Source organism: Planococcus sp. CP5-4_YE (assembly GCF_019042655.1).
GTDB lineage: Bacteria > Bacillota > Bacilli > Bacillales_A > Planococcaceae > Planococcus.
In genome coordinates, this window is the sequence record NZ_JAHPZO010000016.1 from 23,601 (window position 1) to 38,380 (window position 14,780).

At 49.5% G+C, this 14,780-nt stretch carries 14 protein-coding genes; all 14 read right to left on the reverse strand.

Annotated features, from left to right (window positions below):
* Positions 1–3: 3 nt before the first annotated feature.
* The 14 genes from mfd to KTG14_RS14970 all read right to left on the reverse strand — a co-directional run bounded on the left by mfd (position 4) and on the right by KTG14_RS14970 (position 14,647).
* On the reverse strand, positions 4–3,537 hold the full coding sequence (mfd, locus tag KTG14_RS14905) for a transcription-repair coupling factor (protein ID WP_216971636.1): 3,534 nt from the start codon (positions 3,535–3,537) through the stop codon (positions 4–6).
* 109 nt (positions 3,538–3,646) lie between these two features.
* Positions 3,647–4,207, reverse strand: a complete 561-nt coding sequence (pth, locus tag KTG14_RS14910; RefSeq protein WP_216971637.1) for an aminoacyl-tRNA hydrolase — start codon at positions 4,205–4,207, stop codon at positions 3,647–3,649.
* A gap of 109 nt (positions 4,208–4,316) precedes the next feature.
* Positions 4,317–4,970, reverse strand: coding sequence for a 50S ribosomal protein L25/general stress protein Ctc (locus tag KTG14_RS14915; protein WP_216971638.1), 654 nt, complete (start codon positions 4,968–4,970; stop codon positions 4,317–4,319).
* A 96-nt stretch (positions 4,971–5,066) separates the two neighbouring features.
* Entirely contained in the window at positions 5,067–6,029 is a 963-nt protein-coding gene (locus KTG14_RS14920; protein WP_216971639.1) for a ribose-phosphate diphosphokinase, read from the reverse strand.
* A gap of 17 nt (positions 6,030–6,046) precedes the next feature.
* On the reverse strand, positions 6,047–7,417 hold the full coding sequence (gene glmU / locus KTG14_RS14925) for a bifunctional UDP-N-acetylglucosamine diphosphorylase/glucosamine-1-phosphate N-acetyltransferase GlmU (protein WP_216971640.1): 1,371 nt from the start codon (positions 7,415–7,417) through the stop codon (positions 6,047–6,049).
* A 300-nt stretch (positions 7,418–7,717) separates the two neighbouring features.
* Entirely contained in the window at positions 7,718–8,002 is a 285-nt protein-coding gene (gene spoVG, locus KTG14_RS14930; RefSeq protein ID WP_211652810.1) for a septation regulator SpoVG, read from the reverse strand.
* 147 nt (positions 8,003–8,149) lie between these two features.
* Positions 8,150–8,527: a RidA family protein gene (locus KTG14_RS14935; RefSeq protein WP_216971641.1), complete on the reverse strand. Its 378-nt coding sequence runs from the start codon at positions 8,525–8,527 to the stop codon at positions 8,150–8,152.
* A 1-nt stretch (position 8,528) separates the two neighbouring features.
* On the reverse strand, positions 8,529–9,353 hold the full coding sequence (purR, locus tag KTG14_RS14940) for a pur operon repressor (RefSeq protein WP_216971642.1): 825 nt from the start codon (positions 9,351–9,353) through the stop codon (positions 8,529–8,531).
* 57 nt (positions 9,354–9,410) lie between these two features.
* Positions 9,411–10,274, reverse strand: coding sequence for a 4-(cytidine 5'-diphospho)-2-C-methyl-D-erythritol kinase (ispE, locus tag KTG14_RS14945; RefSeq protein ID WP_216971643.1), 864 nt, complete (start codon positions 10,272–10,274; stop codon positions 9,411–9,413).
* Positions 10,275–10,415: 141 nt separating this feature from the next.
* Positions 10,416–10,679: a biofilm formation stimulator Veg gene (veg, locus tag KTG14_RS14950; protein ID WP_058382232.1), complete on the reverse strand. Its 264-nt coding sequence runs from the start codon at positions 10,677–10,679 to the stop codon at positions 10,416–10,418.
* Positions 10,680–10,840: 161 nt separating this feature from the next.
* Entirely contained in the window at positions 10,841–11,719 is an 879-nt protein-coding gene (gene rsmA, locus KTG14_RS14955) for a 16S rRNA (adenine(1518)-N(6)/adenine(1519)-N(6))-dimethyltransferase RsmA (protein WP_216971644.1), read from the reverse strand.
* Positions 11,716–12,276, reverse strand: coding sequence for a ribonuclease M5 (gene rnmV / locus KTG14_RS14960; protein WP_216971645.1), 561 nt, complete (start codon positions 12,274–12,276; stop codon positions 11,716–11,718). The genes rsmA and rnmV overlap by 4 nt, the downstream gene beginning before the upstream one ends.
* A gap of 116 nt (positions 12,277–12,392) precedes the next feature.
* The gene (locus tag KTG14_RS14965; RefSeq protein WP_216971646.1) at positions 12,393–13,793 is read right to left on the reverse strand and encodes a G5 and 3D domain-containing protein; all 1,401 of its coding nucleotides are present in this window, start codon (positions 13,791–13,793) and stop codon (positions 12,393–12,395) included.
* 86 nt (positions 13,794–13,879) lie between these two features.
* Entirely contained in the window at positions 13,880–14,647 is a 768-nt protein-coding gene (locus KTG14_RS14970; protein ID WP_216971647.1) for a TatD family hydrolase, read from the reverse strand.
* Positions 14,648–14,780: the final 133 nt, after the last annotated feature.

Genomic DNA, 14,780 nt, shown 5'->3' on the forward strand with positions numbered 1-14,780 from the left:
TCATCACCCGACAGATGCTTCTTCCCTGACGGCATCCGCTAAAATCTCCATCATGCCTTCAAGCACGTCAAATGGATGGTGCTTGCCGGTCTTCTTGCCGTCGATAGTCAAAACGAGTGCCTGGCCGCTCATCGTAAAGCCGACTGCGCGCCCGTAGCTGCCGGAAGCTTCAACAACTTTTCCACCATCGATCGCTTCGGTTCCGGCATCGCTCAATTTGATCGTCACGCGATCGCCTTGCTGTTTGATCGAGTCGGCACCGGCAGCGCGCGCCCAGACTTTCATGCGGGCAATGCGCAGCAATTGTTCGGCTTCCATCGGCACATCACCGAAACGGTCGATCAATTCATCCTGCAAATCGCGCATTTCTTCTGCTGTTTCCATGTTTTTGACGCGCTTGTACATTTGAATCTTTTGGTAGCCATCAGCAATATAGCTGTCTGGAATATAGGCATCTTCTGCCAGCGAGATTTCCACTTCTGGCACGACTTCTTTCTTCATGCCGGTTCGGCGTTCCTCGATTGCTTCTTCGAGCATTTGTGAATACAAATCGAAACCGACCGAATCGATAAAGCCGTGCTGCTGGGAGCCTAGCAAATTGCCCGCCCCGCGGATCGACAAATCGCGCATGGCGATTTTAAAGCCTGAGCCGAGTTCGGTAAATTCTTTGATCGCCATCAAGCGCTTTTCCGCAACATCGGTCAGCACTTTATCGCGCTGGTACATAAAATAGGCATAGGCCACGCGGCTCGAGCGCCCGACGCGCCCACGCAATTGATAAAGCTGCGACAAGCCCATGCGATCGGCATCATAGACGATGAGCGTGTTGACGTTCGGGATGTCGATGCCGGTTTCGATAATCGTTGTCGTCACTAAGACGTCGTACTCGCCGTCGAGAAAGCCGAGAATGATCGATTCGAGTTCGGTCTCAGACATCTGCCCGTGCGCATAGCCAACGCGAGCTTCCGGCACAAGTTGCTGGATCTCATCTACTTTGCGGCTCATATCGCTGACTCGGTTGTACAAATAAAACACTTGTCCTCCGCGCGCCATCTCGCGTTCGATTGCTTCCCGTACGAGCCCGCCGTTATTTTCCATAACGTAGCTCTGTACCGGGAACCGATTGGCAGGCGGCGTCTCGATGACGGACAGGTCGCGCACGCCGATCATCGACATATGCAAAGTCCGTGGAATCGGCGTCGCGGTCAAGGTCAAGACATCGACCGTCGATTTCAGCTGCTTGATTTTCTCTTTATGGGTCACCCCGAAACGCTGCTCTTCATCGATGATTAACAAGCCGAGATCTTTATACACAACATCTTTCGATAAGATGCGGTGCGTGCCGACAACGACGTCGACCGAACCGTTCTTCAAGCCTTTAACCGTTTCAGTTTGCTGTTTTTTTGAACGGAAGCGGCTCATGAGGCCGACTTCCATCGGATAATCCTTGAAACGCTCGCTCATCGTTTCAAAATGCTGCTGAGCGAGAATGGTGGTCGGCACAAGGAACGCCACTTGCTTGCCGTCTAGCACCGCTTTGAACGCCGCTCGAATGGCGACTTCCGTTTTGCCGTAGCCGACATCGCCGCAGATCAAGCGGTCCATCGGGCGTTTTCTCTCCATGTCTTTTTTCACTTCGTCGATGGAGCGCAATTGGTCAGGCGTTTCCTCGTAAGGGAATTCCGTTTCGAATTGGCGCTGCATGTCCTGGTCTTCGCTGAACGTGAAGCCTTCAAGCGCTTCGCGTTCCGCATACAGCTTGATCAAGTCATCGGCGATATCCTGTACGGCGGCCGATACTTTCGTGCGCGTTTTCTTCCATTCGACGCCGCCCATCTTATGGAGCTTCGGTTCTTTTTCTTCCGAGGCGATGTATTTCTGGACGAGGTCAATTTTGTCGACCGGCACGAATAATTTATCATCGCCTTTATAGACGATGTGAAGATAATCTTTATGCACGCCGCCGCTTTCCAATGTCTCAATGCCGACAAAGCGTCCGATGCCGTGATGGATATGGACGATGTAGTCACCCGGCTTGATTTCCGAATAGCTCTTGATGCGCTCAGCATTGGTCAATTTTTGTGCGCGGGTTTTTTTCTTCGGCTGCTTTTTGAACAATTCCGCATCGGTAATGACGGCCATGCGCTGCAGCGGCATTTCAAAGCCACTCGACAATTCGCCGTCGACGAGATAGGTTTTTCCATCTTGCACGATGGTTTTTTCGGTAATGATTTCCGCTTCCATCTCGTAATCTTCCAGCACGGAGCGGACTTTTTGCATACGCTCTTCGCCACTTGCTACGACAAATACACGGAACTTGCCGAGCGTCCAGCGTTCCATTTCAGCTTGCAATAAATTCATCTGCCCGTGAAACGATTGCATCGGCTTGCAAGAATAAGCGAGTGATTTCTTAATCGTCACGAGCGGGAAAGTCCGCGTAAAGAGCGACAGGAAATTAGCCGGCTGTTGGAGTTTCGACAACACCTCACGGAACGGGTACGCCAGCGGCACATCATGGAGGAACTTGCCTTCTTCAAGGAGCGACACCGTCCATTCCGCTTCTTCGCGCTCCAGCGTTTCAGTCATTTCCTGGATGCGCCCGAGCTCATCGAAAAACACGACGCCGTCTTCAGGGAAATAATCCCCGAGAAAAGCGGATTGCGAGTCGACCAAAGCGGCATATTTTGCCAGCTGTTCGGGCTCATCGCCGCTTCTGAGCGTATCGATGTCGTTTTGGATGTATTGAAGCATCAACTCTTTCGTATCGTCATCCTTGAGTTTTTTCAGACTCTCCGCCAATTGGTCTTCGATGCGGTCCGCAAGCATTCGCTTCTGCCCTTCCGACAGGACCAATTCGACAGCCGGCAAAATGCACAGCGATTGAATCTTTTCCAGTGAGCGCTGGTCTTCTGCTGAAAACAAGCGGATGGAATCGACCTCCGTATCGAATAGTTCGATGCGTACTGGATGCTCAAAGTGCAACGGATAGACATCGAGAATGCCGCCGCGCAGGGCAAATTCGCCAGGAGAAGTTACCATGGTCGTACGGGAATAGCCCATTGCGACAAGCTTTAATAGCCAACTTTCGGTGTCGAGTTCATCGCCGTCCGCAACGCGCAAAGTCGCCCCGTCCCATTGTGCAGGAGATGGCAATAATTTACGTAAGCCGGAAACCGGCGTGACATAGATTCCTGTGCCGGTCGATTTCATATGGTCGAGCGTGTCGATGCGGTGGGCACGAAGTTCCGGCCCTGAAAACGCAATATCCGCAGCGATTGTTTCTTCTGCCGGGTACAACCGTACGCGCTGCTCTCCCATGAGCCTGACCAAATCGTCATAGACGCGTTGGGCATGCAGCAAGTTCGGTGTTACGACGAGCAGTGGTTTGTCTAGCTCTTCATGAACCGTCTGGTAAAAAATCGGTCGCGCGCTGCCAGATAAGCCGGAGATCAACTGATGGTCCTGGCCTTTTTTCAGTTCGTTGATAAATGATTGAGTATGGGAATCCCCTAAAAATGTCTGCAAAATGTGCTTCATGAAGATTCCTCCTTCCTGTCTAAAATAAAGTTGTTTACTGGCTATAGTACCCTTTTAAAAATGGTGGGAAACGGAAAAAAGCCTTGGACGCACGCATGCGCCAAAGCGATTAACCGTTGTATTCATTCATGACTTCAACAAATGGTTTCGACAGCCAGTAATTGCACGCACCCGCACTTCTTACGACCGCCTCTTGCATCAATGGCTTTTCTTCAGCACTGAACTTAGCAAGTACGTAATCCGGCACTTTCATGCCTGCCGGTGGGCGGTTAATGCCGATGCGCATCCGGTTGAACTGCTGCGTGCCGAGATGCTGGATCAGCGACTTGATGCCATTATGCCCCCCTGCGCTGCCTTTTTGGCGCAGCCGGAGCTGGCCTGCCGGCAAATCCAAGTCATCATAGATGACCACAATATCTTCCGTATCGACGTTGTAATAATCCATCAAGGGGCCGATGCATTCGCCGGATAAGTTCATATAAGTAAGCGGCTTGACGAGCATCACTTTGCCTTCCGGGCGATGGACGACGGAATACATGCCCTTGAATTTAGATTGTGTCAGTGGCGCGTTCCAGTCTTTCGCCAACCGGTCGATTACGTGAAAGCCGATATTGTGGCGTGTTTCTTCATATGTCTTTCCTGGGTTCCCCAGGCCGATGATCATTTTCATAGCAAACTCCTTTTATTTCTTCACTGCCTTTTATTTTAACATAATCTTCAACTATGCAATAAAAACAGGGACTGCCTGTTGGCAGTCCCTGTCTGGGCATTGTTGTAAGTTATTCTTTTTCTTCACCGGCAGCTTCGTCTTCGTTGTCGCCGATAACTTCAGGCTCTTCTTCGCCTTCGTCAGTTGTTTCAAGCTCTTCCAGCTCTTCTTCTGTACGTGGTGCAGTAACAGAGATCAACAGGAAGTCATCGTCGTTCAAGATTTCAAAGCTGAACTTGTCGCGAATGTCGCTGACCGATACAGAGTCGCCGATTGCGAGCCCACTGATATCAACGTCAACTGAATCCGGAATATCACTCGGTTTGACGCGAATGTGTACTTCGCGGTTCGGCTGTGTGACCACGCCGCCTTCTTTTTCGCCTGGTGATTCGCCGATCAAGTGAACAGTTGCATCCACATCGATTTCCTCAGACATATTGATTGCCAGGAAGTCAACGTGCTTGAAGCTGCCTTTCAATGAATCCATTTGGTAATCGCTCAAGACGACGTTCGTGCTCTTGCCGCCGATTTCCAAGCTGATGACGCCATTACGTCCAGATTCACGCAAAGTTTTGATCAAGTCAATCTCAGACACCACAATCGGTGTTGTTTCCATTTTGTAACCGTATACGACGCCCGGCACATTGCCTTCGCCGCGCAAATCGGTCAATGCCGAATGCGGTTTTCCTGTTTCTCGTTTCGCTGCTGTCATTTTAGTAGCCATATAATTTCAACCTCCAGTTATATTAAACGCATAGTTTATAACTACCCTGTTCATATCAAGCTAAAACCTGGAAGACTCTGGCATATGCCAACACCATCAATCAAATAGTGTGCTGACTGATTTCTGTTCATGTACACGGATGATCGTTTCCGCAAGAAGCGGTGCGACAGTCAATTGCTTGATCTTGTCAATTTTCTTCTCATCTGCAAGAGCGATTGAGTTGGTAACGACCAATTCCTTGATGACGGAATCCTGGATGCGCTGGACGGCCGGCCCTGACAAGACGGGGTGCGTACAGCAAGCGTAGACTTCTTTCGCTCCACTTTCGATCAACGCGCTCGCCGCAATCGAAATCGTGCCTGCGGTGTCGATGATGTCATCGATGATGATCGCTGTTTTGCCTTCGACGTTCCCGACGATGTTCATGACTTCGGCGACGTTCGGGCGCGGGCGGCGCTTATCGATGATGGCGATCGGCGCTTTCAGGCGGTCCGCCATCTTGCGAGCACGCGTTACGCCGCCGTGGTCAGGCGATACGATGATTGCGTTTTCGAGATCGATGTTCGAATCGTTCAGGAAGTGATCGGATAGGAGTGGTACAGCAACTAGATGGTCAATCAAAATATCAAAGAACCCTTGGATTTGCGGAGCGTGAAGATCCAATACGACAACACGCGTCGCGCCGGCTGTTTCGAGCAGGTTGGCGACGAGTTTTGCCGTGATCGGCTCACGTGAGCGTGCTTTGCGGTCCTGGCGTGCGTAGCCGTAGTATGGGATGACTACGTTTACGGTACGCGCAGATGCACGCTTAACGGCATCGATCATGATCAATAGCTCCATCAAGTTTTCGTTGACCGGCTGTGAAGTTGATTGGACGATAAACACGTCGCAGCCACGGATGCTTTCTTCGATGTTAATCTGGATTTCCCCGTCGCTAAAATGTGTGACCGAGCTTTTGCCAAGCGGCAAGCCCACTTGCTCAGCAATTTGCTCAGCCAGTTCTTTGTTCGAGTTCAACGAAAAGATTTTCAACTTCGAGTTAGTATTTTGAATGCCCATTAAGGGGAACCCTCCTATTATTTGCGGTTTAGTTTACTTGCGTAGCCTTCTTTATTTTCCTGGCGCGCCCGGCCGATTGCCATGGCCTCATTAGGCACATCTTTCGAGATGGTCGAACCTGCTGCCACATAAGAACCTTTGCCGATGGTGACCGGTGCAATCAAATTCGAATTGCAGCCAATGAACGAGTCATCTTCAATGGTCGTGAGGTGCTTGTTCTTGCCGTCATAATTGACGGTGATCGTCCCGCAGCCGATATTGACGCCGCTGCCGACTAACGCATCTCCAATATAGCTCAAATGGGACACTTTGCTGCCTGTGCCGAGTTCGGCTTTTTTCACTTCCACGAAATTGCCGATCTTGACTTCATTTCCGAGCGCGGATTGCGGACGGATATGAGCGAATGGCCCGACAGCCGTGTCATTTCCGATCGTGCTGTCATATACCTCGGAGCTGCGGATTTCGGTGCGGTCACCAATCGTGCTGCCGACTATGCGTGTATTCGATGTGATGACGCAATCTTCTCCGATGACCGTCTCACCTTCGATAGTGACGTTCGGGTGGATGATCGTATCTGCCCCAATTTTTGCCTGTGCGCTGATATAAGCTGTCGCCGGATCGATAATCGATACACCAGCACGCATATGTTGTTCGACGATGCGGCGGCGCAAAAATGTTTCTGCTTGGCTTAGCGCTACGCGGTCGTTGACGCCAAGCGTCTCTTCGAAGCTGTCGGTCGCGTGTGCCGCAACAGTTTCGCCTTGTTTTTGCAGAATTTCGATGACGTCCGGCAAATAGTATTCACCTTGGACATTATCGTTCGAGACATTTTTCAAAGCTTCAAAAAGCGCTTCGTTATCAAAGCAGTAAGTTCCTGTATTGATTTCTTTCACGGCTTGCTCTGCTGTTGATGCGTCTTTTTGCTCGACAATTTTCTCGACGCTTCCCGCAGCGCCCCGGATGATACGGCCGTAACCTGTTGGGTCTTCAGCGATAGCCGTCAGGATGGTCGCTTTAGCACTGGTTTCTTTGTGGTGGTCGATGAGTGCCTGCATCGTTTCCGCGCGGATCAATGGCGTATCGCCGCACACAACAATCGTCGTTCCAGCCTTCCCTTCGATCAGCGGTGCTGCTTGCTGCACGGCATGGGCTGTGCCGAGCTGCTGTTCCTGGAGTGCATATTCGCTCATGTTCCCCAATTGGTCTTTTACTTTCTCTGCTCCGTGCCCAACGATTGTGACGATTTTTTCGACGCCAAGTCGGTGGACATTCCCCGTTACATGCTCTACCATCGGCATGCCGCACACTGGGTGGAGTACTTTATACAATTTCGATTTCATGCGCGTGCCTTGTCCGGCCGCCAAAATTACCGCATATGTATGGTCCATCGGTCGAATCCCTCCATTTCATGTATTTAAACTGGTTAACTGAAAAATGATTGTCTGGCGAAAGGGCTACCCGTTCTAGGCAAAAAAATGCCACTTTCACGTTTCCTTATTGACTATAGCTGAAAAACCCTTGATTTTCAAGGTTACAGGACATGACAATCCCATGACAAAGCCCGAAGTGAGCGCAATTTCGAGCTTTTTTCATCTTTTGAACAAGGCGATTGAGAACTTGGTTTCTTGCCGATGGGATTTTGTCCATAAAAAAGAACCTTCTCTAGAAGTGGAAGGTTCTTCGGCGTATCAGATGCCGGCATTCTCAAGTACTGCCTGCTCTTCACTTTGTCCATATGCTTCGAGCACGGCTTCTTGCAATTTATTGCGCGTGCCGGAATTAATCGGATGTGCAATATCGCGGAACTCCCCGTCCGGTGTCCGCTTACTCGGCATGGCCACAAATAACCCATCGTTGCCATCAATGACGCGGATGTCATGGACCACGAATTCATTGTCGAGCGTGATTGAAGCGATTGCCCGCATACGTCCATCAGTCTGAACGCGGCGCAATCTTACATCAGTTACTTCCATTCTCAGATCTCCCCTTCTCTTGTTGTATTTTTTGGCGCTTTTATTTGTATTCGAGGAAGAGGACTAAATTCCTTCAAAAATTACAGAATTTATTAGAAAATTTACTTATTAAATGAAAATAAAACAAAAACCACCCAAAAGGTGGTTTTATTGTGCAACTTTCGCAATGACTTCAATTTCCACTTTCACATCTTTTGGCAGGCGTGCCACTTCAACTGTGGAGCGCGCCGGCTTATGATCGCCGAAATAAGAAGCATAAACAGCGTTCAGTTCTGCAAAATCGTTCATGTCTTTGATGAAGACCGTCGTCTTGATAACGTGCTGAAGCGATGATCCTGCTTCCTCCAAAACTGCCTGAAGATTTGCGAACACTTGATACGTCTGTTCTGCAATGCCGCCTTGTACGAGCTCTCCATCCGCTTTCAACGGGATTTGCCCCGAGCTATAAAACATATCTCCTGAAATGACACCTTGAGAATACGGCCCGATCGCCGCTGCTGCTTTTTCTGTCGCTACGTATTTCATCTTAATCGGCTCCTTCAAAATAATTTCCGGCCCGCAATGTAATGGTCCGGTCTTTTTCACTGACTTCGTCCAATTTAACAAGGGAGAGGTATTTTTCCACGAGGCGCTCATCCGCATGCTCCGCTTCCACGAGCACTGCAACACCCGCTAGCGTGCAGTCGAATTCTTCCAGCAAGTTTTTCATACCGTTCATCGTGCCGCCGACTTTCATAAAATCGTCGGTGATGAGCACGCGCTGGCCGCTCTTCATGCTGCGTTTCGACAGTACCATAGTCTGGATGCGCCGCGTTGAACCCGAGACGTAATTGATGCTAACCGTGGAGCCTTCCGTCACTTTGCTGTCGCGGCGGACAATGACCACCGGCACATTCAAATGGCGCGCGATCGCCTGGGCAATCGGGATGCCTTTTGTCGCGACCGTCATGATGGCATCGATTTTCTCGCCTGCAAATGCGCTGGCGAATACTTTACCGACACGGTTCATCATTTGGGGATTGCCGAGCACATCGGTCATATACAAATAACCGCCCGGCAGCAGCCGTTCCGATTGGCTCAATTCGGTAATCAGTTCATCTATTACTTGGCGAATCTCAGGACCCTTCATCTTTGGCACGTATTTGACGCCCCCGGAAGCCCCCGGTACGGTCATCAATAGCCCGATGCCCTTTTCTTCAAAGGTTTCCTTGACGATGCCTAGGTCCTCGCTGATCGAAGATTTCGCTGACTGATACAGATCAGAGAAATATGTCAACGGAATCAATTGATGCGGATGTTCCAATAGATAATGCGTCATGTCGACCAAGCGTTCACTGCGCTTCCATTTCACTACTACCCTCTCCTAAACACGAATATTCTAATGAAAACTTACCATAAATATACGTATTTAAGCAAGAGGCTCCCGGTCACCGAGCAGTCGCACTGCATAAACTTCGGAACAAAAGCCGCGCAAGCCGTTGTAGATGCGCGGGATGCGCGCTTCCTGGTTGACTAAGCCGAAGACAGTCGGACCGCTGCCGCTCATCAGCACCGCATCGGCGCCGAATTTGATCATTTGCTCTTTAATTTGCCCTACTTCAGGGTGCAGGTTCATCGTCACACTTTCGAGAGCATTGCCCAAATGACCGCACATTGCTTCGTAGTCACCTTCACGAAGCGCCGAAATCATCGCTTGTGTGTCCGGATGGTCCGCTTTAGCGGGATCGAACGCACCGTAAACGTCTGCCGTAGAGACGCCGAGCGACGGTTTCGCCAAGATGACCCAACAATGCGGAGGCGCCGGCAATTCTTCGATGACCTCGCCGCGCCCTGTCGCAAGAGCCGTTCCGCCGTATACGCAAAACGACACGTCAGAGCCGATTTTTGCGCCGAGCTCTGCTAACTCGTCGAGCGACAGGTTTAATTGCCACAACTGGTTGAGCCCTTTCAAGGTGGCCGCTGCGTCGCTGCTGCCGCCGGCAAGTCCTGCAGCCACTGGGATTTGTTTGTCGAGCGAAATGATGACACCCGTTTTGATATTGAATGTATCCTTGATCAATTGCGCAGCCTGATATGCCAGATTGCGCGAATCATTCGGCACAAAACGGTCCGCTGACTGGATATGTATGCCTTTCGCTGTCCCTTGCAGGCCGATCCGATCCGCCAAGTCGACGGTGGTCATGATCATTTCGATTTCGTGGTAATTATCCGGACGCTTGTATAAGACATCGAGCGTCAAATTGATTTTGGCAGGCGCTTTTATATAGAGCATTCCACTGACTCCTTTTCTGTTCTAATGAAAACTATTTTAACACAGACACATGGCTTCCGAAGAGCCGGAACAATAGAAAAAAACCCGCTTCCGGTGAAATCACCGAAGCGGGTTGTAAAGTAAGTATGAAATAAAGTTCAATTATTTAACGACGAGTGCGTCTTCTGTTCCTTCAAAGACAGTGATTTCCACCGCTTCAGTTAAGATGTCCGCGTAGCTATAAGATACGCGTTCAAATGCATGTTCATCTTGATCTAATTCAATCACGAACACGGAGTGATAGGTTTCACGCAGAATTCCGGCACGTTCTACCGTCTTTTTGCGACCTCCGTTTGCTTTTAACAGCAACCTTTTCCCTAAATGCAGGTCTAATGACTTTTTAATCTCCGCCAAAGTTTTGGGCATTTTGTCTACACCTCACTATAGTCTAAAGTCTAGCATAAAATGACCGCAGAGTCAAATAAATTTTTAATTTTACCAATGCTTTTCAAGAATTGCAACACTTATTTATCCGAAATATTCTACTTCCGAAAAAAACTGTGCCAAAACTGTTACGGTTTCACGGTTTAACTGAAATGAGGATATAATTTATCGGAAAGGAGCCCGAATTCCTTGATACTAAGCGTTTCGCCGCGGCGCGTCGGGTCGATGCCCGCTTCGTCGAGCGCTTGCAGGATGAGGTCTTTTTTCGCTTTTCCGTTCGGCATAGCGCTTTGCAAATTATTGAGGATCGTCTTGCGGCGCTGGACAAATGACCCGCGCGTCACCGAAAAGAAAAAGTCTTCGTCGATAACGTTGACGATCGGTTCCGGCCGTTTGATCATGCGGATGACCGCGGAGTCGACATTCGGCTGGGGCATGAACACCGACTTCGGCACGGTCATGGCGTAATCGGCTTCCGTATAGTATTGAATGGCGATCGACAAAGAGCCGTATGCTTTCGTGCCGGGTTTCGCCGTGATGCGCTCCGCCACTTCTTTTTGCAGCATGACGACCATGCCGCGGATCGGCAGTTTCTCGAGCAATAATTTGAGAATGATCGGTGTCGTCACGTAATAAGGCAAGTTGGCGACGACCATGATATCGTCAAAACCGGCCAATTCTTCATGTATCGCTCTTTCGACGTCCGCTTTCAAAATATCGGAATGGATCACTTTGACGTTGTCGTAAGGCGACAAGGTGTCCGCCAATACTGGCAATAGCCGCTGGTCGATTTCAAACGCCAATACTTTTCCGGCGTCTCTCGCCAAATGTTCGGTTAATGCACCGATGCCGGGGCCGATTTCAATGGCGGCCGAGTCTTTTGTAAGGCCCGCTTGCGAGACGATCTTGCGTAAAATATTCGGGTCAATCAAAAAGTTCTGGCCGAGGCTCTTCTTGAACGTCAGGCCGTGTTTGGCCATGATCTCTTGCGTACGGATCGGTGTTGCTATATCTTTGGTCATGTTCTGTCCTCCTGGGTTAACGCTTGCACTGCGTCGATAAACTGCTGTTTGGTGATGCCGAACACATGCAGGCGCTTGTGCAGCTGCTTGCCGTTCGTATAGCCGATGTTGAGCGCTTCCCCGAGCTCGGTCCTGCGAACTTTCGCTGATGGATGGGCGATGAGCCGGGCGGCGATCAAATCCTCTAAGGTGATCTCCACCGGCCGCTCTGCAGCAAGCGGCGTATAGACCGCCTCTAGAGCCTGCCGGATGTCTTCATCACTGGCATGTTCAATGCCCAGCCCTTTGCCGTTTTTGGCGATGGTCTTTTCTTTCGCCAAAAAGGCGTGCTTGGCTTTCGGCACATGTTCTTCAATAATAGCACGAATTCGCCTGCCCGGATAATCGGGGTCGGTAAAGACGATGACGCCTCGCTTCTCCTGGGCATGCATAATGCGGCGCAAGGTCTCGTTTGAGATGGCGGACCCGTTCGTTTCAATCGTATCGGCGCCTACAGCCCGCTTAATCGCCACTGTATCATCTTTTCCTTCGACTACAATCACTTCTTGTATCTTCATGGTCTATTCCTCGTTTCTGCAGATCTCATCCATTTTACCGCGCTTCCGGCAAACATGTAAAAAGCTTTCCCGACACTCCGGGAAAGCTTTTCCTTCTATAATAATACTCTATTCGATTAGTTAAGGATTTTAACTTTCACTTGCTTGCGCCCGAATGCGATGGCATCGGAACGGTTCGGCATGAATAAATCGATCTTGTTGCCTTTGATCGCTCCGCCCGTATCGCCTGCGATGGCATTGCCGTAGCCTTCCACCCATACTTTAGAACCGAGTGGAATGACGCTAGGGTCAACTGCGATCACTTTAAGGCCTGGGTTCGCTTTCAAGTTGATGCCCGTTGCCGTGATGCCGGAACAGCCTGTGCAGCTAGCCGTGTAAGCTGTTGCAGAGACATAGAATTCCTTGCCGCCTGCAGGTTCAGAAGCTGCCTCTTTTTTCGCTGGCTGTGGTGCAGCTTTCGCTTTTTCAGGAGCTTTTTCAGGAGCTTTTACTACCGCTTTTGGAGCTGCAACTTTCTCGGTTTTCACCGAAGCTTGTTTCACTGGTGTTGCTTCTTTTTTCACTGGCGCTGCCGCTTTTTTCACCGATGCCTGTTTAGGCGCGACTGTTTCTTTTTTCGCTGTGCCGCGCGAAACGCTAGCTACAACTGTTTTCGTACCGACAGCCAAAATCTGCTGTTTCGGTTCTTTGACAACTTTTTCTTTTTTCAATTCACGTTTTACTTCTTTGCCATTTTCTTTCACGATTTCGTAAGTTTTCTCAACCAACCCATTCTGCCCTTTTTGGACGAGCTTTTCGCTGCCTTTCAAGAGAGAAGAATCTTTTCTCGTTTCCACTGCATACTTCACAGCGTCTTCCACTACATCGGTGACTTTTTCTACACGCACGACCTCAACTTCCGAGTTTGGAAGAACGAGTTCTTCCATATCTTGTTTTACGCGGTCCAGTTTGCTTAGCTCAATACTATGCTGTCTTAAAAAGTCAGCGACCGTAGTCGAAGTGGACCAGACTTTTTTGTCTTTTCCGCCATCCACGATGGTTACTTCATACGCTTTCTCTACGTCGATCACTGTTTCTTCATCGACGGTTTCATCGAGTGCAGGGCTTACTTTGTCATGCTTTGTCACTTCAATTTCCGCTTTTTCCAAAATAGCGGAGACGGTGTTCTCAGTCGTCCACGCTGAACGGGTTTCTCCGTCAACGGTTACTGCGTATTGTTCTGCTTCATCCCATTCGATCGCGGCGTCGCCTTCGATCTTTGTATCGGCTGATTGGCTAAGGAAATCGTCTTTCCCGACTTCAATCGCCTGCTCGCTCAATACATCGCCAACTGTTTCAGCATGTGTGCGAATTTCTTCTGTTTCCCCGTTCGCTGTAATTGTTACCGTATTTTTAGTGCCTTCGAAAATCGCGAAAGCCAATACTGCGGCAAACAAGAGAACCGTCGCGATGCTAACTGCTGCCGACTTTCTTTTAAATGATTTATTTTTATTGGAATTGTTTTCCTCTTTTGTCAAAAATAACTCCTCCTTTATACACCTGAGTGATTATAGGTGCGCCCCACTTGCATGTCAACGCATATGTTTTTTTAATTAACCAGCATTTATGACAACTTATAAAATCGTTTTGCATTTTCCGTTGTTGCTTCAGCGACCGTTTCGACCGGCAACTCTTTCAAGCGGGCGATCTCTTCCGCCACCAGCGGCACATACGAAGGTTCGTTGCGCTTGCCACGGTAAGGATGCGGTGCGAGATAAGGCGCATCGGTTTCGATCATCAAATGCTCCAGCGGAATTTCAGCGGCCACTTCTTTTGGCTTTTTGGCATTTTTGAATGTTACCGGCCCACCAAGCGAAATCATGAAATTCATCTTGATGCTCTCTTGCGCTGTTTCGACGCTGCCGCCGAAGCAATGCATGACGCCTCCGACTTCCTGTGCGTCTTCCTCGTGCAATATCGTCAATACGTCTTCTGTCGCTTCCCGGTTATGGATGATGATTGGCAACTTGACGCGTTTCGCGAGTTGGATCTGCTTGCGGAATACTTGTTGTTGGATATCTCTGGGTGATTTATCCCAATGGTAATCGAGGCCCGTTTCGCCGATGCCGACCACTTTTTCGTGTGCGGCCAATTGTTCGATCCATTCGAGGTCTTCATCCGTGCAATCGATCGCATCGACAGGATGCCAGCCGACGACGGCATAGATAAAGTCATAGTGCTCAGCCAATTCAATAGCGCGTTTGATCGTTTTCCGGTCAAAACCGATGACGACCATTTTCTCCACCTTGCTGTTTAGCGCACGATCTATGACTTCTTGCAAATCCTCGTCGTATTGATCGGCGTTTAAATGGACATGGGTATCGATAAACATCTTCATCAGTCTCCTTTGCATAGATTACATTGTACGGGTTGAGGCCATTTCTTTCTTCACAGCCATATTACATTTGGATTACAAAACATGATGTTTTGAAGTCATTTCGCCATTTTTAGCTGTTTTAATAGTC

Coding starts and splice junctions, on each gene's coding strand:
- mfd (WP_216971636.1), bottom strand. CDS start 3,537: ATGAAGCACATTTTGCAGACATTTTTAGGGGATTCCCATACTCAATCA.
- pth (WP_216971637.1), bottom strand. CDS start 4,207: ATGAAAATGATCATCGGCCTGGGGAACCCAGGAAAGACATATGAAGAA.
- KTG14_RS14915 (WP_216971638.1), bottom strand. CDS start 4,970: ATGGCTACTAAAATGACAGCAGCGAAACGAGAAACAGGAAAACCGCAT.
- KTG14_RS14920 (WP_216971639.1), bottom strand. CDS start 6,029: ATGGGCATTCAAAATACTAACTCGAAGTTGAAAATCTTTTCGTTGAAC.
- glmU (WP_216971640.1), bottom strand. CDS start 7,417: ATGGACCATACATATGCGGTAATTTTGGCGGCCGGACAAGGCACGCGC.
- spoVG (WP_211652810.1), bottom strand. CDS start 8,002: ATGGAAGTAACTGATGTAAGATTGCGCCGCGTTCAGACTGATGGACGT.
- KTG14_RS14935 (WP_216971641.1), bottom strand. CDS start 8,527: ATGAAATACGTAGCGACAGAAAAAGCAGCAGCGGCGATCGGGCCGTAT.
- ispE (WP_216971643.1), bottom strand. CDS start 10,274: ATGCTCTATATAAAAGCGCCTGCCAAAATCAATTTGACGCTCGATGTC.
- veg (WP_058382232.1), bottom strand. CDS start 10,679: ATGCCCAAAACTTTGGCGGAGATTAAAAAGTCATTAGACCTGCATTTA.
- rsmA (WP_216971644.1), bottom strand. CDS start 11,719: ATGACCAAAGATATAGCAACACCGATCCGTACGCAAGAGATCATGGCC.
- rnmV (WP_216971645.1), bottom strand. CDS start 12,276: ATGAAGATACAAGAAGTGATTGTAGTCGAAGGAAAAGATGATACAGTG.
- KTG14_RS14970 (WP_216971647.1), bottom strand. CDS start 14,647: ATGTTTATCGATACCCATGTCCATTTAAACGCCGATCAATACGACGAG.